At 72.0% G+C, this 21,856-nt stretch carries 22 protein-coding genes and 1 other RNA gene; 10 read left to right on the top strand and 13 right to left on the bottom strand.

Going from position 1 to position 21,856, the window contains the following annotated elements:
• The first annotated feature begins 97 nt into the window (after positions 1–97).
• The 4 genes from AB0C46_RS32090 to AB0C46_RS32075 all read left to right on the top strand — a co-directional run bounded on the left by AB0C46_RS32090 (position 98) and on the right by AB0C46_RS32075 (position 4,603).
• Positions 98–1,051, top strand: a complete 954-nt coding sequence (locus AB0C46_RS32090) for a DUF4429 domain-containing protein (protein WP_362832145.1) — start codon at positions 98–100, stop codon at positions 1,049–1,051.
• Positions 1,052–1,145: 94 nt separating this feature from the next.
• Positions 1,146–2,036: an SDR family oxidoreductase gene (locus tag AB0C46_RS32085; protein ID WP_362832185.1), complete on the top strand. Its 891-nt coding sequence runs from the start codon at positions 1,146–1,148 to the stop codon at positions 2,034–2,036.
• A gap of 395 nt (positions 2,037–2,431) precedes the next feature.
• Positions 2,432–3,463, top strand: coding sequence for a peptidase (locus AB0C46_RS32080; RefSeq protein ID WP_362832144.1), 1,032 nt, complete (start codon positions 2,432–2,434; stop codon positions 3,461–3,463).
• A 222-nt stretch (positions 3,464–3,685) separates the two neighbouring features.
• A complete protein-coding gene (locus AB0C46_RS32075) occupies positions 3,686–4,603 on the top strand; it encodes a PE-PPE domain-containing protein (RefSeq protein ID WP_362832143.1) in 918 nt (305 codons plus the stop codon).
• A 4-nt stretch (positions 4,604–4,607) separates the two neighbouring features.
• Here AB0C46_RS32075 and AB0C46_RS32070 read toward each other — a convergent pair whose 3' ends face one another.
• The 5 genes from AB0C46_RS32070 to rnpB all read right to left on the bottom strand — a co-directional run bounded on the left by AB0C46_RS32070 (position 4,608) and on the right by rnpB (position 8,218).
• Positions 4,608–5,270 carry a TetR/AcrR family transcriptional regulator gene (locus AB0C46_RS32070; RefSeq protein WP_362832142.1) on the bottom strand — a complete coding sequence of 221 codons (663 nt, stop codon included), beginning with the start codon at positions 5,268–5,270 and terminating at the stop codon, positions 4,608–4,610.
• 344 nt (positions 5,271–5,614) lie between these two features.
• Positions 5,615–6,592, bottom strand: a complete 978-nt coding sequence (locus AB0C46_RS32065) for a hypothetical protein (RefSeq protein ID WP_362832140.1) — start codon at positions 6,590–6,592, stop codon at positions 5,615–5,617.
• Complete coding sequence (locus tag AB0C46_RS32060; protein WP_362832139.1) at positions 6,589–7,170, bottom strand: sigma-70 family RNA polymerase sigma factor; 582 nt, start codon at positions 7,168–7,170, stop codon at positions 6,589–6,591. The genes AB0C46_RS32065 and AB0C46_RS32060 overlap by 4 nt, the downstream gene beginning before the upstream one ends.
• Positions 7,167–7,409, bottom strand: a complete 243-nt coding sequence (locus tag AB0C46_RS32055; protein ID WP_362832137.1) for a hypothetical protein — start codon at positions 7,407–7,409, stop codon at positions 7,167–7,169. The genes AB0C46_RS32060 and AB0C46_RS32055 overlap by 4 nt, the downstream gene beginning before the upstream one ends.
• A gap of 407 nt (positions 7,410–7,816) precedes the next feature.
• Positions 7,817–8,218: RNase P RNA component class A (rnpB, locus tag AB0C46_RS32050), an RNA gene on the bottom strand.
• A 178-nt stretch (positions 8,219–8,396) separates the two neighbouring features.
• Between rnpB and AB0C46_RS32045 the strand changes: the two genes are divergently transcribed.
• Together AB0C46_RS32045 and AB0C46_RS32040 are read left to right on the top strand one after the other, a co-directional pair.
• Positions 8,397–9,206 carry a MerR family transcriptional regulator gene (locus AB0C46_RS32045; RefSeq protein WP_362832136.1) on the top strand — a complete coding sequence of 270 codons (810 nt, stop codon included), beginning with the start codon at positions 8,397–8,399 and terminating at the stop codon, positions 9,204–9,206.
• Positions 9,203–9,883, top strand: a complete 681-nt coding sequence (locus AB0C46_RS32040; protein WP_362832135.1) for a hypothetical protein — start codon at positions 9,203–9,205, stop codon at positions 9,881–9,883. Before AB0C46_RS32045 ends, AB0C46_RS32040 begins: the two co-directional genes overlap by 4 nt.
• On the opposite strand, the gene AB0C46_RS32035 is transcribed toward AB0C46_RS32040, so the two are convergent.
• A complete protein-coding gene (locus AB0C46_RS32035) occupies positions 9,870–11,375 on the bottom strand; it encodes an RNB domain-containing ribonuclease (RefSeq protein WP_362832133.1) in 1,506 nt (501 codons plus the stop codon). The two genes, AB0C46_RS32040 and AB0C46_RS32035, sit on opposite strands and share 14 nt — an antisense overlap.
• A 136-nt stretch (positions 11,376–11,511) precedes the next feature.
• Here AB0C46_RS32035 and yaaA point away from each other — a divergent pair, with 136 nt between their 5' ends.
• Complete coding sequence (gene yaaA, locus AB0C46_RS32030) at positions 11,512–12,309, top strand: peroxide stress protein YaaA (RefSeq protein WP_362832132.1); 798 nt, start codon at positions 11,512–11,514, stop codon at positions 12,307–12,309.
• Between the two features lie 90 nt (positions 12,310–12,399).
• Positions 12,400–13,059: a bifunctional 4-hydroxy-2-oxoglutarate aldolase/2-dehydro-3-deoxy-phosphogluconate aldolase gene (gene eda, locus AB0C46_RS32025; RefSeq protein WP_362832184.1), complete on the top strand. Its 660-nt coding sequence runs from the start codon at positions 12,400–12,402 to the stop codon at positions 13,057–13,059.
• 97 nt (positions 13,060–13,156) lie between these two features.
• On the opposite strand, the gene AB0C46_RS32020 is transcribed toward eda, so the two are convergent.
• The 5 genes from AB0C46_RS32020 to AB0C46_RS32000 form a co-directional block, all read right to left on the bottom strand.
• Entirely contained in the window at positions 13,157–14,353 is a 1,197-nt protein-coding gene (locus AB0C46_RS32020) for a bifunctional RNase H/acid phosphatase (protein WP_362832130.1), read from the bottom strand.
• Between the two features lie 3 nt (positions 14,354–14,356).
• The gene (locus tag AB0C46_RS32015) at positions 14,357–15,100 is read right to left on the bottom strand and encodes a C4-type zinc ribbon domain-containing protein (RefSeq protein ID WP_362832183.1); all 744 of its coding nucleotides are present in this window, start codon (positions 15,098–15,100) and stop codon (positions 14,357–14,359) included.
• On the bottom strand, positions 15,097–15,963 hold the full coding sequence (locus AB0C46_RS32010) for a Nif3-like dinuclear metal center hexameric protein (protein WP_362832128.1): 867 nt from the start codon (positions 15,961–15,963) through the stop codon (positions 15,097–15,099). The genes AB0C46_RS32015 and AB0C46_RS32010 overlap by 4 nt, the downstream gene beginning before the upstream one ends.
• A gap of 333 nt (positions 15,964–16,296) precedes the next feature.
• Entirely contained in the window at positions 16,297–16,980 is a 684-nt protein-coding gene (locus AB0C46_RS32005; RefSeq protein ID WP_362832127.1) for a hypothetical protein, read from the bottom strand.
• A complete protein-coding gene (locus AB0C46_RS32000; protein ID WP_362832126.1) occupies positions 16,967–17,611 on the bottom strand; it encodes a TetR/AcrR family transcriptional regulator in 645 nt (214 codons plus the stop codon). The genes AB0C46_RS32005 and AB0C46_RS32000 overlap by 14 nt, the downstream gene beginning before the upstream one ends.
• Positions 17,612–17,876: 265 nt before the next feature.
• Between AB0C46_RS32000 and AB0C46_RS31995 the strand changes: the two genes are divergently transcribed.
• Both AB0C46_RS31995 and AB0C46_RS31990 read left to right on the top strand, forming a co-directional pair.
• The gene (locus AB0C46_RS31995; protein ID WP_362832125.1) at positions 17,877–19,397 is read left to right on the top strand and encodes a hypothetical protein; all 1,521 of its coding nucleotides are present in this window, start codon (positions 17,877–17,879) and stop codon (positions 19,395–19,397) included.
• A 98-nt stretch (positions 19,398–19,495) separates the two neighbouring features.
• Positions 19,496–19,663 (top strand): hypothetical protein, encoded by a 168-nt coding sequence (locus AB0C46_RS31990; RefSeq protein ID WP_362832124.1) that lies wholly within the window; start codon positions 19,496–19,498, stop codon positions 19,661–19,663.
• A 105-nt stretch (positions 19,664–19,768) separates the two neighbouring features.
• On the opposite strand, the gene AB0C46_RS31985 is transcribed toward AB0C46_RS31990, so the two are convergent.
• Together AB0C46_RS31985 and AB0C46_RS31980 are read right to left on the bottom strand one after the other, a co-directional pair.
• The gene (locus AB0C46_RS31985) at positions 19,769–20,710 is read right to left on the bottom strand and encodes a 3-oxoacyl-ACP reductase (RefSeq protein WP_362832123.1); all 942 of its coding nucleotides are present in this window, start codon (positions 20,708–20,710) and stop codon (positions 19,769–19,771) included.
• 68 nt (positions 20,711–20,778) lie between these two features.
• Positions 20,779–21,855, bottom strand: coding sequence for a Zn-dependent alcohol dehydrogenase (locus tag AB0C46_RS31980; protein ID WP_362832122.1), 1,077 nt, complete (start codon positions 21,853–21,855; stop codon positions 20,779–20,781).
• Position 21,856: the final 1 nt, after the last annotated feature.

Here is a 21,856-nt window from a genome sequence, read left to right as displayed (position 1 = left end):
CGCACGTCACATACATGACAGCTGGATGAGGACTGGGCCCGCACCGGACGCGGTCGGACAATCACGGCACCGGCCGTGCCTCCGTAGGATTCGGGGCATGGCTGAACTGATGGTGCGCGACGGCACCTGGACCTTCGACGGCGAGGTCGTACGCATCGTGCCGGGGCGCGAGCGCGGGGTGCACAAACTGCGCCAGGATCTCGGTGAGTTCACGGTGCCACTGGCCGCGCTGGCCGGGATCGCCCACGAACCGGCCCGCAAGGGCGGCCGGCTGCGACTGCGGCTGCGGGACGGCGCGGATCCATTGCTGCAGGTCACCGGCGGCGGTCTGCCCGACGAGGCGAACCCGTACCGGCTGACCGTGGACGCCGGACGGATCGACGTCGCCGAGTACTTTGTGGACGCGGTACGGCAGGCCCTGATGCTGGAACAGATACCGGACGGGCCGGCCGACCGCTATCTGCTGCCCGGTCCGTCCGTACCGCTCTCGGCCGCCGGGGTGGACGGTGTCGCCACGTTCGACGGTGAGCGGGTGCACATCGAATGGCGCTGGAACACCAGCGAGACCAAGCGGGACTGGGGCCCCAGGGAATTCGCGCTCACCGCGCTGGAAGCGGTGGAGTGGCGGGCCGCCGCCGGTCTGGAGTCCGGATACCTCCGCTTCCGGACGCGCGGGGCGACGGAGCGGCTCAAGCCGGAGCGCGACCCCAACTCCATCGAGCTGTGGGGCTTCAAGAAGGAGAGCGGCACCACGGCGCTGCTGGCGGCCGCGGTCGCGGCGCGGCTGCCCCATCCGCTGGCCGGCGCGGAGAAGGCCCTGCCGACGGGGAGTCCGGCCGCGGCGCCCGCCCCGGCCGCTCCCCGGACATCCGGCGCCGCCTCCGCCTCCCCCTCCGCCTCCGCCTCCGCCTCCGCCTCCGCCGAGGACCATGACGCGCTACTGCGCCGGCTGCGCGAACTGGGCGAGCTGCACCGCGACGGCATCCTCACCGAGGAGGAGTTCACCGCCACGAAGGCGGCGGTCCTGCGGCGCTTCCACACCGGGGGCTGAGTCGCGGCGGCGGCCCGTTCGCTGCCCGTACGCCGTTTACGCTGCCGCCATGGCAGAGAACACAGAGCCGGCACGGGCAGCGCGGACGACGCCGATGGCACGGGCCGGGCAGGTGGGCGGCACGGCAACGGCACCCCGGCCCACGCTGCCGGCACCGTCCTCGCGGGGCGGGCAGAGCACACAGACGGCACCGGCGGCACAGCAGGCGCAGCAGGACGGGGCGGCGCCCCGGCAGGTGGCCGTGGTCACCGGCGCCGGCTCCGGCATCGGGCGGGCGGTCGCCCATGCGCTGACCGCCGCCGACTGGACGGTGGTGCTGGCCGGGCGGCGCGCGGAGGCGCTGGCGGAGACCTCCCGCCTGGCGGGCCCGGTGGACCCCGACGGCCCCGCGATCATGGCAGTGCCGACCGATGTCACCCGCCCCGAGCAGGTCGACGCCCTGTTCGCCGCCGTCCACGAGCGCTTCGGACGGCTCGATCTGCTCTTCAACAACGCGGGCACCTTCGGCCGTCCCGCGCCGCTGGAGGAACTGAGTCACGACGACTGGCGCGCGGTCGTCGACGTCAACCTCACCGGCTCCTTCCTCTGCGCCCAGGCCGCGTTCCGCGCCATGAAAGCCCAGGAGCCACAGGGCGGACGGATCATCAACAACGGCTCGATCTCCGCGCACACCCCGCGCCCGCACTCCGTCGCGTACACCGCCACCAAGCACGCGATGACCGGCCTGACCAAGTCGCTCTCCCTGGACGGCCGTCCGTACGGCATCGCCTGCGGGCAGATCGACATCGGCAACGCGGCGACCGAGATGACCGGCCGGATGCAGACCGGCATTCTGCAGGCGAACGGCCAGACGGCCGTCGAGCCGGTGATGGACGCGACGGACGTCGCCCGCACGGTCGTCCACATGGCAGCGCTGCCGCTGACGGCCAATGTGCAGTTCGCGACGGTGATGGCCACCAACATGCCGTATATCGGGCGGGGTTGAGGCTGTCGCACCACGGGGCAGACGGGCCGGCGGGACGGCGGGCCGACGGGCGGGGCCTGCCGGGCGGGGCGAGGCCCTTGCCGGGACGCGAGGAGACCCTTGCCGGGCCGGGAGGACGCCCTTGCCGGGCTGGACGGCGGCGCCTGAACGGACGAGGTCGCGCCAGGGGTCGTACGGCCCGGACGTCGAATCCCCGTACGACCCCTGCCCACTTTTCCCTTCCGGTGGCACCCTAAGAGCCTGCCTTCGGGCCCCGCCGGGCTGACCGGCCGGGGTGCAAAGACAGGCGCTTCGCTCGAATCCGCACCTCTCGTCTGCCGGGCCGCCCTCGTGCGGCCCCGTCCCCCGCGGCCGCGCACGCCCCGCCGTACGCGGCCCCGCAGAAGGAGTTACGCGTGAGACGAACCGTTCGCGGCATACCGGCAGTTGACGGCATACCGGCGCCGCACCCCGCGCGCAGATCCCGGGCCGCCCTCGGCACCCTGACGGCCGCCGGTACGCTGCTCGCCCTGCTGCTCCCCACCGGCCAGGCCGGCGCCGCACCGCAGCCCGCCCACCGCACCGCCACCGCACAGACCACCCCCGGCGCCTTCTGGACCGCGGACCGGATGCGTGCCGCCGCTCCCCTGGACCTCGCCACACCCACCAAGCGGTCCGCCCCCGCCGCGGTCCCGCGCGGCGCCCCGCTCAAGGTGGCCCCCACCCTCTTCCGACTCCCCCGGGCCACCTCGCTGTTGCCCGGGTCTCTCCCCCAGGCCGGCGGACCGTGGACCGGCGGCGGCGCGGTCGTCAAGACCACCGGCCGGGTGTTCTTCACCTACCAGGGCCGCAACGCCTCCTGCTCCGGCGACGCGGTCACCAGCGGCAACAAGAGCACCGTGATCACGGCGGGGCACTGTGTGAAGCTGCAGGGCGCCTGGCACACCAACTGGGCCTTCGTCCCCGGCTACCACGACGGCCAGGCCCCGTACGGCAAGTGGCCGGCGGCCAAGACCCTCGCGACTCCCCAGTGGACGGCGAGCGAGGACATCAACTACGACGTCGGTGCCGCGGTGGTCGCCCCGCTCGACGGCAAGAAGCTCACCGATGCCGTCGGCGGCCAGGGCCTGTCCTTCAACTCCGGCTACAACAAGGCGATGTACGCCTTCGGCTTCCCCGCGGCCGCCCCGTACGACGGCAGCAAGCTCATCTACTGCAGCGGCAACACCATCAAGGACCCGCTGTTCTCCAACGACCACGGGCTGTCCTGCAACATGACCGGCGGCTCCAGCGGCGGCCCCTGGTTCACCTCGTTCGACGAGAAGACCGGCACCGGCCTGCAGTCCTCGGTGAACAGCTTCGGCTACCAGTTCCTGCCCAACACCATGTTCGGCCCGTACTTCGGCGAGGACGCCAAGAACCTCTACAACGAGGCCCAGAAGTCCTGATCCAGGCCTCCTGACGCAGGCCCAGGGGGCCGTACCGGCACGTGCGGTGCGGCCCCCGACCGCGTCAGGAGCGAGCGACCACGCAATGCGCCCACCACGCACACCACGCACACCACACTTTCACGAACACCTCTGTTCGCAGAACCTCTCCCGGCGCTACCTTTGGCGTCGCACTGGGCCGGAACTCCCGTTCCTCCCATGCCAATTCGAGACGAGGTGCACATGCGAAGGACACGTTCGTTACTCGCGATACTTGCCGCGCTGCCCGTCCTGGGGCTGAGCACACCGCAAGCCGTCGCCGCCGCCCCGCAGGCGCAGACCCGGGCCGACTGCCCGAACACGATGATCTTCGAGGTCGGGGGTCACCTCGATGGCGACGCCACGGTCTACGACCGCAGCAACGCCGCGCTCCCCGAAGGCGTTTCGTTCACCAAAATCCACTACTCGGCGTCCATCGCCCCCTACCCCGGCGACCCCAAGACGCTGGACGACTCGGTGGCCGAGGGCATCGCCAAGCTCGACGCGGCGGTGAAGAGCTTCCACGGCGAGTGCTCCGCCAGTCATGTGACCATCGCCGGCTACTCGCAGGGCGCGATCGTCGCCGGCGATGAGCTGGCCGCCCTCTCCGGGAGCGATGCCGTCCCGCACGACCAGATCAACGGCGTGCTCTACGGCGACCCCCGGCGGCCCGGTGTGGACGGCGGCCCGGGCGGTATCGAGACGAACCTGCCGACGATCCTGCCGGGCATGACCATGAAGGGACCGCGCGGCTTCGGCGACCTGACGGTCAAGGAGATCTGCAACACCAACGACGGCATCTGCCACTCCGAGAACCTGCTCACGAACCTGGTGTGCTTCGCCAACGGCGTGGTCGGCTACTTCACCGGCGACCACGGCTATGACATCAACCCGCACACCGTCTCGGGCGGCGGCGACCAGCTCAACCGCCAGACGCCGAAGATCCCGCTCTGCGGCCCCGGGCTGCCGATCCCGGGCAGGACGCCCAACGAACTGTTCAAGAGCGATCTGACAGAGGCCCGGCATCAGGTGGCCGGATACCGCACGGCGGTCACACCGCTGCTGCCCGCCGGTCTACGGGGCCAACTGGCGCACTTCCCCTGGCTCCCCGCAGCCGGCTGACCGCTCAGCCAAGGAGCCGTACCGCGAGGCGGACGAGCGGATCCTCCAACCCGCGCAGGCCCTTGAGGTCCCCCGCGACCAGGCGCGCCGTCACCAGATGCGCGGCGGCCGCGACCAGGGCCTCGCAGCCGAAGCTCCGCTCGTCCGCACCGCCCTCGTCGCCCACGGGGAAGATCTCGGCGATGGCGTCCGCGAACCATCGCTGCCATGCCATGCGGATCGCCATCGCCTCGGGCCCGGCGGCGTACACCTCGACGAGGAACAGCCGGGCAAAGGCGGACTGTTCGGTGAGGGTCTGCAGATAGAGGCGCAGCAGCCGGCGGAAGGTCTCCTCCGGGGGCACCGACCGGGTGGCCTTCGGGGAGCCGGCCGCCGGCTGCCAAGCCGTCTCCAGCAGGCCCGCCAGCTGCTTGGTGGCGGCGTCCAGAGCCTGGATGAAGCAGTCCTCCTTGGAACGGAACTGCTGGTAGAACGTCTCCCGCGACACCCCGGCGCGCCGGATGATCTCGGCGACCGAGGTCCCCACGTACCCCTTGTCCTTCATCGCCTCGGCGGTGGCCGTCAGCATGCGCAACCGCTGCGACGCCACCACCTGTTCACGGCTGAGGCGGTGCCGGCCGCTGGGCAGCGGCCCCGGCCGGTCAGCACTGCGCGGGGACTCAGCCACTCTTGCCTCCACGTATCGGATCGGGCTCACGGCGAGGGGGGATCGCCGTGGCCGGCATCTGATGGTGCCCGATGAGCAGCAGGAACTCGACATCCGCCGGGGGCGATCGCTGGTTGATTCTCCCCCCAACCGCCCACGGGGGTTCGGGTCACGAAAATCTCGTTCATCGCGGACCGTGTCGGGCAGTTCTCCGTCATGCTGCGCTGAACGGCCATACGTCCGTGGGCGTACGGCAGCTTTGCGGCTACAGCCGCGCGTCTGCCCCGGCCCGGCAATCCGCTGACGTGCCGGCGAATGGCTTGTGAAGTACTGCAGCGCGTTGACATGGACCGTGGGCTACTCGCCTACAGCAGCCCTACCAGGCCACGCATCGACGCCGTTCCCGACCGGACCACGTAAATTCCGCTTCCTGGAGGGGCTTCCTCGGATCGGGTCTTGAGGCCTTCGATGTCCACCGCCGCCGGCCACCGAGTTCCGAGTTCCGACCAACGGACACCACCCAGGTCGATGCCATCCAGGTCGGCGGTGCGCAGATCGGTTGTGGTGAAGTCATCCAGGAAGGCATTGAGTTCGTCCTCATTGAGAACTGGCAGGTCTCGGTCAAGTCCCCCTGCAATGCATCGCCGCACCTCGGTGATGCAGATGTCGACAAAGTCGTGGCTGAGGTCACGAACGCGGCTGAGGAATTGGCCGAGCACATGGACGACGGCGCGGTCGAAGTCACGGTCGAGGTCCGCGACGAGGACCAGGGCGAGGTCGTGAAGACGGTCGAGGATACGGGCCAGATCACGGGCCCGAGCGAGAGCGAGCGTGCGGTCGCGGTCGAGATCGAGATGAAGGGCGAGGTCGCGGGCGCGGGCGAGGGCGAGGTCGAGGGCGCGGGCGAGATCGGCGGCGAGGTCGCGGTCGAAAGTAAGGAGTCGGGCGAGGACGAGACCGTGGTCGAGGCTTTGGTCGAGATCGCGAGCGCGTTCAAGGAGGCGGCATGCGGCTATGACGTCGGGGTGGACACGTAGCGCTACGCGGACCTGTGGACTGACAGACAGGAAGAACCGCTCCGCGGCAGTGGAGCCCTCCCAGGCCGCCTTCGTGTCTGGCCGAATGGCTGGCAGGGGTGGGGTCGCCGGAGGAAGGATGGCGGACAAGCCGGCTTCGACGTCAAGGATGGTGCCAAGGTCACTCAGGAGAGTGTCGTGGCGTGACTGGAGAAGGATCTCACGGAGGCCGGCTTCGATGTCGAGTACGGCACCGAGGTCATCCAGGAGTGCGCGCTTGTGCTGGTCGAGCCGACGGTCCGCTTCATTGTCGTGGTGGTCGGTCATTGCTCCTCCTCCCGTTCCTTGATGTAGACGGTGACCGTACGGCGGGCTTTCTTGAGGCTCGCGCGCACCGCATCGGAAGACAGGTGCAGTTGCTGGGCTATCTCAGAGGGGGTGTAGCCACTCAGCGTCCAGGCCAGCACCTGGCGTTGCCGTGGCGGCAGGCCGCTCAGCATGCCTAGCGTGTCGTGCCGGACTTCCCATTCTGTGACTGCATCCGGGCGGGGCAACAGCGATGTGGGCTCAGGGACTTGCTCGACGGGTTCTTCTTGGACGTCGGCAATTTTGCGGACTAACGCGCGGGAGGCGACTGTATGGACCCATGCCAGCGGCTGTTTGATCTCGGACCAGCGCCGGTACGCCTTGAACATCGTGTCTTGGGCCAAGTCCGCTGCGACAGTCACCCCGGCGCCATGGTTGACCAGGAAGCCAACCAGTTTGCGGATGTTACTGCGGTAGAAGTCCGAAAACTCCTCGTCCGCCGCGATACGTGCACGGCTGCGCATGTCGAAGGCTTCGCGACGGGGGGTTGATGGGGTGGGTGGGATGTCGGCGCCACTGGCCGGATCATGGTCCCTCACGCTGCCTGATGCTTCCTTCCGGTCGGGGGACAGGTGATCTTCAAGCGGAGGCCACCCTGCTGCTCGTCGAACTCCAGCTGACCTCCGGTGGCGACAGCCTCGACGGCACTGGTGAGGTGCTCGCATCGGATTTGCTCGCGCCGTACCCGCCAGCGCAGAAGCATCCACAAGCCGAGCAAGGCAAAGGACTTGGCGACGATGATCGAGATGATGCCGACAGTGACCGTGGTCAGATCCATGTGCGTCCCCTCTTCGTATGGACGGGGGGGCCGGGGGAGGCCCGTCAAGAGATATGAGTCCGGGCAGACCGTCACTGTGAACTCCAGGAGGAAACTTTTACCCAAGATCCTGGAGCACCCGTGCTGCCCGGCACCCGCTGCGTCGTCGACCACCTCGAAGTCGGCATCTGCCTCTGCGAAGAGCAAGACCGGCGGCACCGGCCGCGGCTGCCCGGCAATGTCCGTCACCGACCCCGTAGGCGGCGGCCGGCAACGGAGCGGACTCCGAGAACACCGCCTCAAGTTCCCATGCCACCTCGCGCCGCAGGCAAGGCCGCCTGCAGTAGCGCGCCAGCGATCTTAGAAGAGCAGAAAGGACCCCCGACGCAGGTCAGGGGTCCCTTCCAAGGCAAAGTCCCAGGTGGCGGCGGACGAGTCGGCCTGTACGCCGGGTTCTGTCGCCCCCGGTCCTTGCGGGCCGGGGGGAGACGGCCATCCATCTAGGGCTGTCGTTGCCGGCAGCCTCGTGCGGTCTACCCGCGGACTCGGGCGGGCAGCCCTCGGTCGTCCGCGCAGGGGCATCAGCCGATGCCCCCTCTTGACCTTGCTCCGGGTGGGGTTTACCTAGCCCTCCGAGTCACCTCGGAGGCTGGTGGTCTCTTACACCACCGTTTCACCCTTACCGGAGACCGAAGCCTCCGGCGGTTTGCTTTCTGTGGCACTGTCCCGCGGGTCACCCCGGGTGGGCGTTACCCACCACCCTGCCCTGTGGAGCCCGGACGTTCCTCGGGAGGATCGTGAGATCCCCACGCGGCCGTCCGGCCGGCTCGTCCGCCGTGCCGACCATGCTACCCGTAGGGGGCGCCGGTCCCGGCCAGGCCCGTTCCCCCACCCTGGCCGTGCGCCCTGCGTCCTGGTCCTGCGCCCTGCGCCCTGCGCGCTGCGCGCTGCGCGCTGCGCCGGAAACGGCCTTGACCTTGTCGCAGCGGCAACGTTTCTACTGAGCGCATGAGAATCGGTGAGCTTGCAGGTCTGATCGGCATCAGCACCCGTGCCGTACGCCATTACCACCATCTCGGACTGCTGCCCGAGCCGGAACGGCGGGCCAACGGCTACCGGGACTACGGGCTGCGGGACGCGGTCGCGCTCGCGCGGGTGCGCCGGCTGACGGAGCTGGGACTCGGGCTGGACGAGGTGCGGGACGTCCTCGCCGACGACGCGGGGCGCGAGCTGCACGAGGTGCTGGACTCGCTGGACGCGGATCTGGCCCGGCAGGAGGAGGAGCTCCGGGTGCGGCGGGCCCGGCTGGCCGCCGTGCGGCGGCAGGCCGAGGAGCACGGCGGACTGCCTGCCGAGGGCCCCGTGTCGGACGAACTGGCGGCCCTCTTCGCCGAGATGGCGCGTACCTCGGCCGCACGGCCGGGTCCGGAGCCCGCCATGGCGGCGAAGGAGCGGGAGGTGCTGGCGCTGCTCGAGTCGATGGGCGGGGAGGAGGGGAACAAGCGGATGGTGGAGATGATCGGGGCGACCATGGCGCCGGGGGCGGCCGAGCGCACGTACGAGGTGTACGGGTTGCTCGATGCGCTGGTGGACGCCGGGCCGGACGATCCGCGGGTGACGGAGGCCGCGCAGGCGCTCGCCGACTGCATTCCGGACGCGGTGATCGCGGAGGTCGACAGGGAGCAGTGGGAGCGGGCGGCCGGGCCGGGCGCGGAGTCGGACGGCGGTTTCCTGGCGGCGTACTACGCGCACTTCGCGCCCGCGCAGGCGCGGGCCGTACGCCGGGCGATCCAGCTGGTCGCGGAGCGTGCGCAATGAGCCGGGGCACCGCGCTGCGCCGGCTGGCCGCCCATGAGGGGCGGTGGCTGATGAGCCTGGGCTGGTGGGTGGCCCGGCGGCGGATCGGGGTGGCGCCGGGTGAGCAGGCCCTGGGGTACGCGGGGGCGCAGGCAGCGCTCGTCTACGGGCTGGCGTTCGTGTGCGGGGTGGAGACGGTCGGGCTCGGCGTGCTGCTCGCCGGTAAAGCGGTGGTGCACGAGGTGATGCTGTTCGTCGATGTGTACACGGTGCTGACGGTGCTGGGGCTCCAGGCGGCGGCGGTCACCCGGCCGCATGTGCTGGGGACGGATGCGCTGTGGCTGCGGGACGGCGCGCGCCGGGAGATACGGATCCCGCTGGAGCGGATCGCCTCCGTGCACTACGACCTCCGGTTCACCAAGGAGCGGGACAAGAACGGCGACGTGGCCGAGCTGGCGGTCGGGGGGCAGACCTCGGTCACCGTCCAGCTGTCCGAACCGGTGGTGACCGTCCGGCTGTTGGGGCAGCGGGAGACGATCCGTACGGTGCGCTTCCACGCCGATGAGGCACGGGCGGCGGTCGCGGCCGTACGGGCGCGGCTGACGGTGCCGGGCGGGGACGGGGCCCCGGAAGCGGGCCGGGCCCCGGAAGCGGGCCGGGCCCCGGAAGCGGGCGGGACCCCGGTCAGGCAGGGGTGAAGCGGACCGGGTGGTGGCCCGGTTCGGCCTCGGTGAGGCGGACCGGGATGCGGTGGCCGAGGGGCAGCGCGGGGCCTTCCGGGGCGGTTTCGACGGTGCCGATGACGGCCGGGTCGTAGAGGTGGACGGTGCCGTGGGTGGGGTCCTTCTCCTGGATCTCGACGACCAGGGCCTCGAAGATCTCGCCGACCCGGTCGCGCAGCAGCGCCGCCTCGACGAGGTCGACGCAGGCCCGCTCCACCTGGTTGGCGCGCTGGGTGCCCAGCGCCATCTCCCGGGGCAGCGCGGGCAGCGCGGAACGGACCCACTCGGGCGGTGCGGCACCGGCCGAGGCCGCCAGGCACAGCTCGGAGGTGTAGCGGTCGGCCAGGCGCCGCAGCGGGGCGGTGGCGTGCGCGTAGGGGGCGGCGACGGCGGCGTGCAGGGCCTCGGAGGCAGGGGGCGCGGTGCCGTCGAAAACGGTGTAGCCGGCGCCACGCAGCAGGGCGGTGCACTCCTGGAGGAAGGCGGCGTGGGTGGCGCGGCGCGGGTCGAGGGTGCGGATCAGCGCCGCGTACGAGGTGTGATGGGGCCAGTCGACGCCGAGCGCGCGGGCGGTCAGCCGGAGCCGGGCGACCGAGCCGTCGGGGGCGGAGGGCAGCGTACGGAGGATGCCGGTGCCGGAGGCCAGCATCAGCTCGGCCGCGGCCATGCCGGTGAGCAGGGAGATCTGCGCGTTCCAGGCGTAGGCCGGGAGGGGAGCGCGGTATTCGAGGGTGTAGCAGCCGTCCTGCTCGACGATCTCCTGCTCGGGGACGTTCAGGGATATCGCGCCCCGGGCGTTCTCCCTCTCCTCCCGCAGCTGTCCGATCTCGCGCAGCAGGGCGAGGGGTTCCTCGGCCGTGTGGTCGTCGAGGATCCGCTGGACGCCCGCGTAGTCGAGCTTGGCGCGCGAGCGGACCAGGGCGCGGCGTACGGAGGTGCCGGTCAGGGCGCCGTCCGCGTCGAGGTCGAGCTGCCACAGGACGGCCGGGCGGTCCCGGTCGGGCAGCAGGCTGGCGGCGCCCTCGCTCAGCACGTACGGGTGCAGCGGGACCCGCTCGTCGGGGAAGTAGAGGGTATTCACACGGTGGTGGGCCTCGGCGTCCAGGGCCCCGCCGGGGGTCACGAAGGAGGCGACATCGGCGATGGCGTAGTGGACGCGGTAGCCGCCCCTGGCCTTCGATCCGGGCGGCGCCGGGCGGCGGGACAGGAACATCGCCTGGTCGAGGTCGAGGGAGCCGGGCGGGTCGAGGGTGAAGAGGGGGAGGTCGGTGGCGTCCTCCAGGGTGTGCTCGGTCGCCACGGCGCCATCGGCGGCGGGGATCCGCGGGGCGCGGGCCGCGCTCTCCGCCTCGGCCTGTGCCGTGGGCGGGAAGTGGTCCGGGATCTCCAGCCTGCCGCGCAGCTCATGCAGCGCGACCCGCAGCGGGGCCTCGGCTGCGTCGGTCACATGCATATGGAGACGGGGCATGACATCGAGCGTATGGCGGGCGGCCGCTCCCGGCGCGCCGTGCCGGGGCGCCCGGCGCGGTCTTCGCCCGGCCGCCGCAGGCTCTACGCTTTCCCGGGGCCGCACCCCGCCCGTACCGCCGTGAAGGAGAAACACCGTGCTCGTGCTGTTGCCGCCGTCCGAAGGGAAGGCCTCCGCGGAGGCCGGTGTTCCGGTGGACACCGGTGCGCTGTCGCTGCCGGGGCTGACCGCGGCGCGGGAGACGGTGCTGGACGAGCTCGTCGAGCTGTGCGCGGCGGACGAGACCAAGGCCCAGGAGGTGCTCGGGCTCAGCGAAGGCCTCAAGGGCGAGATCGCCAAGAACGCGGGGCTGCGGACGGCGGGGACCCGGCCGGCCGGGGAGATCTACACCGGGGTGCTCTACGACGCGCTCGGCCTGGCGTCGCTGGACGCGGCGGCGCGGGAGCGGGCCGAGCGGTCGCTGCTGGTGTTCTCGGGGCTGTGGGGCGCGGTACGGATCGGCGACCGGATTCCGTCGTACCGCTGCTCGATGGGGGTGAAGCTGCCGGGTCTGGGTGCGCTGGGCGCGTACTGGCGGGCGCCGATGGCCGAGGTGCTGCCGGCGGCCGCCGGGGAGGGGCTGGTGCTCGATCTGCGGTCGGCGGCGTATGCGACGGCATGTAAGCCCAAGGGCGAGCCGGCCGGGCGGACCGCGACGGTGCGGGTGCTGCAGTCGAAGATCGTGGCCGGTGTGGAGAAGCGGACGGTGGTCAGCCACTTCAACAAGGCGACGAAGGGGCGGCTGGTACGGGATCTGCTGTCGGCGGGGCTCGATCCGGACGGTCCGGCGGAGCTGGTGGCGGCGCTGCGGGAGCTGGGTTACGCGGTGGAGGCGCAGGCTCCCGCGAAGGGCGGCAAGGCGTGGGCCGTCGATGTGATCGTCACAGAGCTCTAGACGGGGGCAGCCCCCTTCTCGCGGAACCATAAGACCCCCCGTTGCAGCATGTGCAACGTTCATTGCGGAGAGTGGGCGGCCGGGCGCACTATGGGCGGCGTGACCAGCGCCGCCTCCTCCCCCGCGCCCTCCGCCCCTTCGGTCCTCGGGCTCGCCCCCGTCATCCCGGTCGCCGTGCTGCACGATGCCGCCGACGCCGTACCGCTCGCCCGTGCGCTCGTCGCGGGCGGACTGCCCGCGATCGAGGTGACCCTGCGGACGCCCGCGGCGCTGGACGCCATCCGGGCCGTCTCCGAGGAGGTCCCCGAAGCGGTGATCGGCGCGGGCACCCTGCTCACCCCCGGGCAGGTCGAGGCCGCCCTCGTGGCCGGCTCCCGCTTCCTGGTGAGCCCCGGCTGGTCGCCGCGGCTGCTGGGCGCGATGAAGGACTCCGGGGTGCCGTTCCTGCCGGGTGTCTCGACGGCCTCGGAGGTGGTGACCCTGCTGGACGAGGGCATCACCGAGATGAAGTTCTTCCCGGCGGAGGCGGCGGGTGGCACCCCCTATCTCCATTCGCTGGCCTCACCCCTCCCCCAGGCCCGCTTCTGCCCGACCGGCGGGATCGGCCTGGCGTCGGCGCCGTCCTATCTGGCGCTGCCCAACGTCGGCTGCGTCGGCGGCACCTGGATGCTGCCGGCCGACGCGCTGGCCGCGAAGGACTGGGACCGGATTCGCCAACTCGCCCAGGAGGCGGCTGCGTTGGCGGCCTGACGGATGCCGTACGGCCAAGGGCCCGGCACCTCGGTCGTCCGAGGTGCCGGGCCCTTGGCCGTACGGCGGATATGCGGCGGGCGTACGGGACGACCCGCTACCGCAGATGTGAGGTGTCGTTCAGCAGCCGCACGGAGGCGTTGCCGTCGGAGAAGTACGCGACCGCGGAGAGCGACGCCGCGGAGAGCTCCATCCGGAACAGCGACTCCGGCGGGGCGCCCAGCGCCAGCCGGACCAGCGTCTTGACCGGTGTCACATGCGTGACCAGCAGCACCGTCCGGCCCGCGTACCGGGCGAGGAGCTTGTCGCGGGCGACGGCGACCCGGCGGGCGACCGCCGCGAAGGACTCGCCGCCTCCGGTGGGCGCCACCCTGGCGGAGCCGAGCCAGGCGTCGAGGTCCTCGGGGAAGCGCTCGCGCACCTCGGCGAAGGTCAGCCCCTCCCACGCGCCGAAGTCGGTCTCGCGCAGGCCCTCCTCGATACGGACCTCCAGACCGAGCCGGGCCGCGACCGCCCCGGCGGTCTCCCGGCAGCGCCGCAGCGGGGAGCTGACGACGGCCTGGATCGTGCCCCGGGCCGCGAGCGCGGCGGCGGTCGCCTCGGCCTGACGGCGCCCGGCGGCGGACAGCTCGGGGTCACTGCCGCCACTGCCGGAGAACCGCTTCTCGGGCGTCAGCGCGGTCTCGCCGTGCCGCAGCAGGACGAAGGTCGCGGGCGGGCCGAGGTCGGGGGCGCCCCAGCCGGCCGGCGGGGCACTCGGCGCCGCGTCCGCCGCCTCCGCCGTCTCCGCGGCCTCGTCGGCGGCGCGGGCGGCGGCGCTGCGGGCGGGCGCGGCGGCGGTGGCGAGCGCCGCCCTGGAGTCGCGCGGCTCCCACTGCTTGCCGATCTTCCCGGCGTCCATCGCCTCGTTGGCGAGCCGGTCGGCGTGCTTGTTCTGCGCGCGGGGGATCCACTCGTACGTCACCCGGTCGGGCGGGAAGACCGACGCGGCCTCGGCGGCCAGCGGCTTCATGTCCGGGTGCTTGATCTTCCAGCGCCCGGACATCTGCTCGACGACGAGCTTGGAGTCCATCCGCACCCGGACGCACGCCTGCGGATCGAGGGCGCACGCCGCCCGCAGACCGGCCACCAGCCCCTTGTACTCGGCGACGTTGTTGGTCGCGGTGCCGATGAACTCGGCGGCCTCGGCCAGCGCCTCGCCGGTCTCCGGGTCGAGGACGACCGCACCGTAGCCGGCCGGCCCCGGGTTGCCCCGGGAGCCGCCGTCCGCCTCGACGATCAGCGTGCGTGCCACGGCCTACAGACCCGAGTCGGGCGTGCGGACCAGGATGCGGCTGCAGTTCTCGCAGCGCAGGACGGCGTCGGCGGCGGCCGCGCGCACGTCGTTGACCTCGGTGATGTTCAGCTCCAGCCGGCAGCCCTCGCAGCGGCGCTGGTAGAGGCGGGCCGCGCCGACGCCGCCCTCCTTGGTGCGGATCTTGTCGTAGAGCTTGAGCAGATCGGCCGGGATGTCGGCAACGGTCAGCTCGCGCTCCTTGGCGACCGTCGCGCGCTCGGCGTCGATCTCGGCATAGGCGGCGTCCCGGCGCGCGGCGGCGTCATCGACCTTGGCCTGGATGGCCTCGACCCGGGAGGTGAGCTCGGTGACCCGCTCCTGGGCGGCCTCCCGGCGCTCCATGATCTCCAGGACGACGTCCTCCAGATCGGCCTGGCGCTTGGCCAGCGAGGCCAGTTCGCGCTGGAGGCTCTCCAGGTCCTTGGGGGAGGTGACGGCACCGGAGTCCAGGCGCTTCTGGTCGCGGGCGGCGCGCTGGCGCACCTGGTCCACGTCCTGCTCGGCCTTGGTCTGCTCGCGGCTGGTGTCGCTCTCCTCGGTCTGGGCGGCGACGAGCAGGTCGCGCTGCTGGATGAGGTCGGCCTCCAGGGTCTGCAGCTCGGCCAGCTCGGGGAGGTTGTTGCCCCGGTGGGCGAGCTGGGTGAGCCTCACGTCCAGGGCCTGGACGTCGAGGAGGCGGATCTGGTCGGCGGGCGCGGCGTTCAGCGTGGGGCTCCTGTGGTGTGCGTCGGGGTGGCGAGTCGGGTGGACGCCGCGTGGGCGGTCCAGGGGTCGGTGACCGTACGGGAGACATGCGTCCGCAGTCCCCAGTCGTACCGGTCGGAGACCGCGTCGAGCTGGGCCGCGGCCTGCTCGCACCACGGCCATTCGGTGGCCCAGTGGGCGGCGTCGAGCAGCGCCAGCGGGCTCTTCTGGGTGGCCTCGGAGGCCGGGTGGTGGCGCAGGTCGGCGGTGAGGAACGCATCCACACCGGCCGCCCGTACGTCATCGAAGAGGCTGTCGCCGGAGCCGCCGGAGACGGCGAGGGTCCGGATCTCGCGCTCCGGGTCGCCGGCCGCCCGGATGCCCTGCGCGGTGGCGGGCAGCCGGTCGGCGGCGTAGGCGGCGAGGTCGGCCAGCGTCATCGGGTGCGGCAGCTCGCAGATCCGGCCCAGGCCGCGGCGGCCCGCCGGATCGCTCGGGTCCGGGACCAGGGGGCCGACGATGCGCAGGTCCAGGGCGCCGGCCAGGGCGTCGGAGACACCGGGGTCGGCGGTGTCGGCGTTGGTGTGCGCGACATGCAGGGCGATGTCGTGCTTGATGAGGGTGTGCACGACCTTGCCCTTGAAGGTCGAGGCCGCGACCGTCGTCGTACCGCGCAGATAGAGCGGATGGTGGGTGACGAGGAGGTCGGCGCCGAGCTTCACCGCCTCGTCGACGATCTCCTGGACCGGGTCGACGGCGAACAGCACACGACGGACCTCGGCGCCGGGATCTCCGCAGACCGTGCCGACGGCGTCCCACCCTTCGGCCCGCTCGGGGGGCCAGAGGGCGTCGAGCGCGGTGAGGACTTCAGACAGTACGGGCACGGGTGGAAGGTTACCTCCCAGCTATGACATGGCGTCGGGTCCTCCACCCCTGCCCCTCCACCGCCTTCCCCTTGGACGAGTAAGTCCGATGTGTTCAGTGATCGAATGTGATCATCGATCGCATGGTCGGGGCGCCGGTCTTGTCGTTGCACCAGATCGCGGCGGCCCTCGCGAGGCTGCGCTGGCAACGCGGACGGCGACGCCCCCGAAGGTCCGTCCGTCGTGCCGGAGCCATGGTCAGCATGGACCTGGTAGAGGGGGAGGCGAGGCGGGCGGTGGAGGCCCGCCACGACACCCCCCGTACTGTCCACTGGTCGACCGCCGACAGGCGCCTCACCCCTTGCGGTACTGCTGGGCCTTACCCCGGTCCCGCACGCTGATGCCGAGCGTCCGCAGGTCCTCGCGCGCCTCGTCGGCGGCACCCGTCCGGTCGTCGGCGAGCGCCCGCTGCCGCATCCGCAGCAACGTGTGGGCACGCTCGTCGAGGCCCGGCCCGTTGTCGACCCAGGTGGTGTAATCCGCCTCGTGCGGGTCGACGGTGCCGCGCCAGGGATAGCTGTGCTGCTCGAACGCGGACTGCAGACGGCCCACGAGGCCGCGGTCCACCCGGGTGCGGACGGGCTCCCGGCCGTCGGCACCGCGAAGCACCAGCTCGCGGCCGTCGGTGAACACCTCGGCGATACGGGCTCGTTCGACGTGGCAGCCGCCGGTGGCGTCGTGGACGACGACGCTGTCGGCACCCACCTCGATCACGGGATTCTCCTTGTACCAGGTGCCCGCCACGAACGCCCCGATCACAGCGCCGACGAGCGTCAGCGCCGGCACGGCCCACCCGAGCGGCAGTGCGGCCGCCAGCCGTAACGGGCCCGGCGCGCCGTCGAAGAAGCTGATCATCCAGTCGGCGAGCGGGCCCACGGCGAACGCGGCGCCGAGGCCGAGCGCGGCCCCGCCCAGGATGACGGCCCACAGCCACGCCTTGGGCAGCCGCGCAGTGACGGGGGGCTCATGCTTGACCATCGGTGTTCTCACTCTCTTGCTCCGTCCTCGCGGGCTCTCGGTCCGTCCCCGCGGGCGCCAGGTAGCGCGCGACGGTGCGGCGCAGTGCGGGGAGCGGGGAGTGGTCGGGGCGGGCACCCAGGTACGCGGCGTCCACCACGTTCTCCAGCCAGGCGGCGGCCTCGGCAGGGTCGAGCTCCGGGTCGACGGTGCCTGCCTCCATCCCGCGTGCGAGGAGTCCCGCCAGCCCGTCGCGCACCACCCGGGACGTGCGGCCGACGACGTCGAGGAGCTCGGCGTCGTGCGCGATGCGACGCAGCAGCTCGACGACCATGCCCGAGGCGCCCGGGTCCTCGGCCTCCGCGGCCAGCTCGGTCACGGCGTCGAGGACGGCGGCGAGGGGGTCGTCGGCCCCCTCGTGACGGGCGATGAGCGCCTCCGCGCGCGGGAGATCCTGCTCGAAGACCGCGCGGAAGAGGGCCTGTTTGTCGGCGAAGTAGTAGAAGACGCTGCCTGAGCTGAGCCCGGCGGCCGACGCGATCTGCGCGACCGTCGTCGACTCGAATCCCTGTACCCCGAAGAGGCGGCTGGCTGCGGCGAGGATCGCCTCTCGCCGCCGCGCGTGCAGCGTTGGGTCGGCCGTTCGTGGCATCCCGCACCCCACTCCATTAATTAACTGACTGAGCAATTAAAGAATAGCGCACGCGGCGGCCACCACGCCCCGGCGGGAGGCCCTGAAGTCCTCCGGTCCGCCTCGGGGGGCGTTTGATGGAGTGAGAGAACCCGGAGCACAACCACCCCGCCCGGCACCGGCGAACCGGACAACTAGCACCCTTATGCGTGAAGTGCGACAACTTGCAGCGTTCGGCTGGAAGTGCGAAAACTAGCTTCGGTTGCCGACTGGAGGTGACCACTCGATGACGATCTGTGCCACTGAGGACACCATGGCGCCGGCCGGCCCGCACGCCGGGCGCCTGACGATCGCCGCCGACGGCTCGTACGGCGCCCGGCTCGCCCGGCACGACGACGCCGACGGAAGCTGGTTTCCGGAGCGCTGGACGCTGAGCGGCCCCGAGCCATACGCCGTGCCGCTGCAGGGCACCCAGCCCGAGGAGCCGGACAGCGCACTGCTGCCGCTCACGGACGGACGGGTGCTGATCCTGCGCCGGGTCGCCGACCGCTTCGCCGTCTCCCTGCTCTACCCGGCGGGCCCCGGCACCGGCGAACTCCTGCTGGGCGCCGTGGCAGCCCCTCGGCTGACCCTGCTGCCGCCCACCCCCGGCGGGACCCTCGCGTACGCCCTTGCGCCCGGGGCGGACCACACCACGCTGTGGCTGGTGCACGGCGGGGCGAACGGGCCGGAGCGGGTCACCCGGATCCCGGGGCGCTGCACGGGCGGTGTGTGGCTGGACCGCTGCGGCCGACTGCTGGCGCTGGACCGGGAGTTGGACGGCCGGACCAAGACCGTGATGGTCGATCTGGAGCGGGGCGGCGAGACCGGCCTGCTGCTGCAGATCACCGAGGAGAGCAACGACCGGCTGCTGCTGGCCGATCCGGACAGCGGGCTGCTGCTCGTGCGCTCGGACGCCCCGGGGCACGACCGGCTGGGCTGGGGCGTCCTGGGCAGCAGCCTGCCGGTGCGCTTCCCGGAGTGCCTGCGGCCCACGGGCGGGACGGTCACGCCGTTCGCGGTGCAACCGGGGCAGATGCTGGCGCCGGAGAGCTGTGCAGTGGCGTTCCGGATGGCCGCGGCGAGCGGCACCTGGCTGGGCGTCTGGCGGCCCTCGGGGCGGCAGTTGCGGCAGTACCCGGCCCCGGAGGGCTGGCTGGCGGGGACCGGCCTGTGGACGGCGGCCGGCGAACTGCAGCTGCCGTACGCGACGGAGGCGGAGCCGTGCGGGGTGGCGCGGATGACGGTGCCGGGGGAAACGGTGGAGGGGGTGGGGTCGGGGCGGCCGGTGCGGCCTGTGGAACCGGTGCTGCCCATCGGGCCCATGGGGCCCATGGGGCCGGTGAGGCAGCTGGCGCGGACGCGGACCGCGGGGCAGGCGGAGCCGACATGGGCCGCGGGGTTGAGGGGGCCGCACCGGCCGGTGGAACCGGTGGAGCCGTCCGAGCCGGTGGAACCGCCACGGCCGGTGGAACCCATGGCGCCGGTGGAACCCATGGAACCCATGGCACTGGCGGAGGAGCCGCCCTCCGGGGACGGTGCCGAAAGCGGCGGGGGGATTGTCCCGGATGCAGGGGAAACCGACAACCGCTCCACAGCATCTGCACAACCTCAGGACACGGACGCGGAACCGCAGCACACCCCCGGACATCCCCAAATGTGCAGGCCAGTTCCCTTGCAAGAGGCACCTCTGGCGGCCCGGCAGACCCGGTGGAGCGTGATTTCCGGCCCCGTTAGAATTTCGGGCGGGGGCTGCGCAGCCGGTTGACCGGCCACCGGCAGTGCCGCTCGGGAGCAGCCGTGGCGGTCGTCGGGCGAGGTCCCGACGCGTACAGCTGTAAGCGAACTGACGGAGTGACCCTTTTCATGTCCGAAGCCCGAACCGACACGACCCAGGCGCGCCCTCAGGAGGCATCCGCCCAGGCCGCCGCGGCCGCAAGCTCCGGCAGGCACCGTGGCCCGGCCGCCGCGGAGGAGTCCGGCTCCACCCCTCATGGCCGGCACCGCCGGGACAAGCAGACGCAGGACGCATAGCGCCGGTCCGGCGCGCCCCCACCGCCGGACCGCGCGGGAGGCCGTGGCCGCCGCACCGCTGGACGCGGCCGGCGGCCACGGCCGTTGTGCGTGGTCCGCGTCGGTTCAGCCGTGCTTGAGGCTCAGCACCTCGGCCGCCGCGAAGGTCTCGTCCGGCGGGCGCTGTGCGTAATACGGCGTCAGCAGATCATCGAGCTCCTCGAAGCTGAAGACTTCCTTCGTGGTGTCGAACTTGGCGGCGATCCGCGGGCGTTCGGCGATGGCGACCATGCCGCCGTGGACGACCAGCAGCTGGCCGTTGACCCGGGCCGCGGCCGGTGAGGCGAGATAGCCGACGAGCGGTGCGACATGGTCGGGCGCGAGCGCATCCAGCCGCCCGTCCGTGGGCTCCTGGAAGCCGCTGAAGACGTCCTCGGTCATACGGGTGCGGGCGCGTGGGCAGATCGCGTTGGCGGTCACCCCGTATTTGCCCAGTGCCAGCGCCGTGGAGGTCGTCAGGCCGACGATGCCGCCCTTGGCCGCGGCGTAGTTGGGCTGACCCGCCGAGCCCGCGAGGAACGCCTCGGAGGAGGTGTTCACGATCCGCCCGTGGACCGGGCCGCCGGCCGCCTTGGCGCGCTCGCGCCAGTGCGCCGCGGCGAAGTGGGTGGTGTTGAAGTGGCCCTTGAGATGCACGCGGATGACCGAGTCCCACTCGTCCTCGGTCATCGAGAACACCATCCGGTCGCGCAGGATGCCCGCGTTGTTGACCAGGATGTCGAGCTTTCCGTAGGTCTCGACCGCCAGCCGCACCAGCGCGCGGGCCTGTGCGTGATCGGCGACATCACCGAGGTGGGCGACGGCGGTGCCGCCCGCGGCGCGGATCTCGGCGACGACGTCCTCGGCGGGCGCCGCGGAGGCCTCGCCGGAACCGTCGCGGCCCGGCTGCCCGTAGTCGTTGACCACGACCTGTGCGCCGAGGCGGGCGAGTTCGAGGGCCTCGGCGCGGCCCAGACCGCGCCCGGCGCCGGTGACGATCGCGGTCAGGCCCTCCAGTGGCTGTGCCATTCCTGTCCTCTCCAGTGGTCGCGGCACGCGGTGCGGTGCGGTGCGCTGCGAGGGGTGAACGGTGGGCGTCAGATCTCTATGCAGGTGCGCAGCGCGGTGCCGGAGCGCATCTGGTCGAGCGCGTCATTGATCTCGGCGAGCTGGACGCGATGGGTGATCAGGCCTTCGAGGTCGATCCGGCCCGCCCGCCACAGGGCGATGGCCCGCTCGTAGGAGCGCAGCGCATCCCCGCCGCCGTACAGGGACGGCAGGATCCGCTTCTCGTCGAAGAAGAGCTCGAACATATTGACCTGGAAGGTGTCGTCCATGGCACCCGCGCCGACCACACACAGGGTGCCGCCGCGCCGGGTCATCTCGTAGGCGGTACGGGCGGTGGCGGACTTGCCGACCACCTCGAAGACATAGTCGAAGCCCTCCCCCGCGGTGATCCGGGCCTTGGCGTCGGCGAACTCCTCCGGGGCGACGGCCTCGGTCGCGCCGAAGCGCAGCGCGGCCTCCCGGCGGGCGGGCACCGGGTCGACGGCGATGATCTGGGCCGCGCCACAGGCCTTCGCGCCCTGGATGACGGAGATACCGACACCGCCGCAGCCGATCACCGCCACCGAGGAAGCGGCCGCCACCTTGGCGGTGTTGATCGCCGCGCCCAGCCCGGTGGTGACACCGCAGCCGATCAGCGCGGCGATCTCGTACGGGACGTCGTCCGGAATCGGGACCGCGCAGTGGGCGGCGACCACGACCTCCTCGGTGAAGGTGCCGGTGCCGGCGAAGCCGAAGACATCCCCGCCGGGGCGCCGGAAGTTGGGCGTGCCGGCGTTCATGAATCCGGCCAGGCAGAGATGGGTCTGGCCGCGCCGGCAGGACGGACAGCTGCCGCAGGCGGGCAGCCAGCACATCAGAACGCGGTCTCCCTGGGCGAGTCCGGTGACGCCGTCGCCGACGTCGAGGATCTCACCGGCGCCCTCGTGCCCGGGGACGAAGGGCGCGGGCTGCGGCAGCACCCCGTTCATCGCCGAGAGGTCGGAGTGGCACAGTCCGGTCGCCCGGATCCGGATCCTGACCTTGCCGGGGCCAAACCCCACCGCCTCGATGTCGTCGAGGACTTCGAGCTTGTCCTGCCCTGTCTCGTGCTGTACGGCTGCGCGCATG

It is taken from the genome of Streptomyces sp. NPDC048637 (assembly GCF_040650675.1).
In the GTDB taxonomy this organism is placed as follows: Bacteria; Actinomycetota; Actinomycetes; order Streptomycetales; family Streptomycetaceae; genus Streptomyces.
This window is presented reverse-complemented; position numbering and strand designations above follow the sequence as displayed.

Bases quoted from the DNA above. Each gene is read 5' to 3' on its own strand.
- AB0C46_RS32090 (WP_362832145.1), top strand. From the start codon at position 98: ATGGCTGAACTGATGGTGCGCGACGGCACCTGGACCTTCGACGGCGAG.
- AB0C46_RS32085 (WP_362832185.1), top strand. From the start codon at position 1,146: ATGGCACGGGCCGGGCAGGTGGGCGGCACGGCAACGGCACCCCGGCCC.
- AB0C46_RS32075 (WP_362832143.1), top strand. From the start codon at position 3,686: ATGCGAAGGACACGTTCGTTACTCGCGATACTTGCCGCGCTGCCCGTC.
- AB0C46_RS32065 (WP_362832140.1), bottom strand. From the start codon at position 6,592: ATGACCGACCACCACGACAATGAAGCGGACCGTCGGCTCGACCAGCAC.
- AB0C46_RS32055 (WP_362832137.1), bottom strand. From the start codon at position 7,409: ATGGATCTGACCACGGTCACTGTCGGCATCATCTCGATCATCGTCGCC.
- AB0C46_RS32045 (WP_362832136.1), top strand. From the start codon at position 8,397: ATGAGAATCGGTGAGCTTGCAGGTCTGATCGGCATCAGCACCCGTGCC.
- AB0C46_RS32040 (WP_362832135.1), top strand. From the start codon at position 9,203: ATGAGCCGGGGCACCGCGCTGCGCCGGCTGGCCGCCCATGAGGGGCGG.
- AB0C46_RS32035 (WP_362832133.1), bottom strand. From the start codon at position 11,375: ATGCCCCGTCTCCATATGCATGTGACCGACGCAGCCGAGGCCCCGCTG.
- eda (WP_362832184.1), top strand. From the start codon at position 12,400: ATGGGCGGCGTGACCAGCGCCGCCTCCTCCCCCGCGCCCTCCGCCCCT.
- AB0C46_RS32005 (WP_362832127.1), bottom strand. From the start codon at position 16,980: ATGGTCAAGCATGAGCCCCCCGTCACTGCGCGGCTGCCCAAGGCGTGG.
- AB0C46_RS32000 (WP_362832126.1), bottom strand. From the start codon at position 17,611: ATGCCACGAACGGCCGACCCAACGCTGCACGCGCGGCGGCGAGAGGCG.
- AB0C46_RS31995 (WP_362832125.1), top strand. From the start codon at position 17,877: ATGACGATCTGTGCCACTGAGGACACCATGGCGCCGGCCGGCCCGCAC.
- AB0C46_RS31990 (WP_362832124.1), top strand. From the start codon at position 19,496: ATGTCCGAAGCCCGAACCGACACGACCCAGGCGCGCCCTCAGGAGGCA.
- AB0C46_RS31985 (WP_362832123.1), bottom strand. From the start codon at position 20,710: ATGGCACAGCCACTGGAGGGCCTGACCGCGATCGTCACCGGCGCCGGG.
- AB0C46_RS31980 (WP_362832122.1), bottom strand. From the start codon at position 21,855: ATGCGCGCAGCCGTACAGCACGAGACAGGGCAGGACAAGCTCGAAGTC.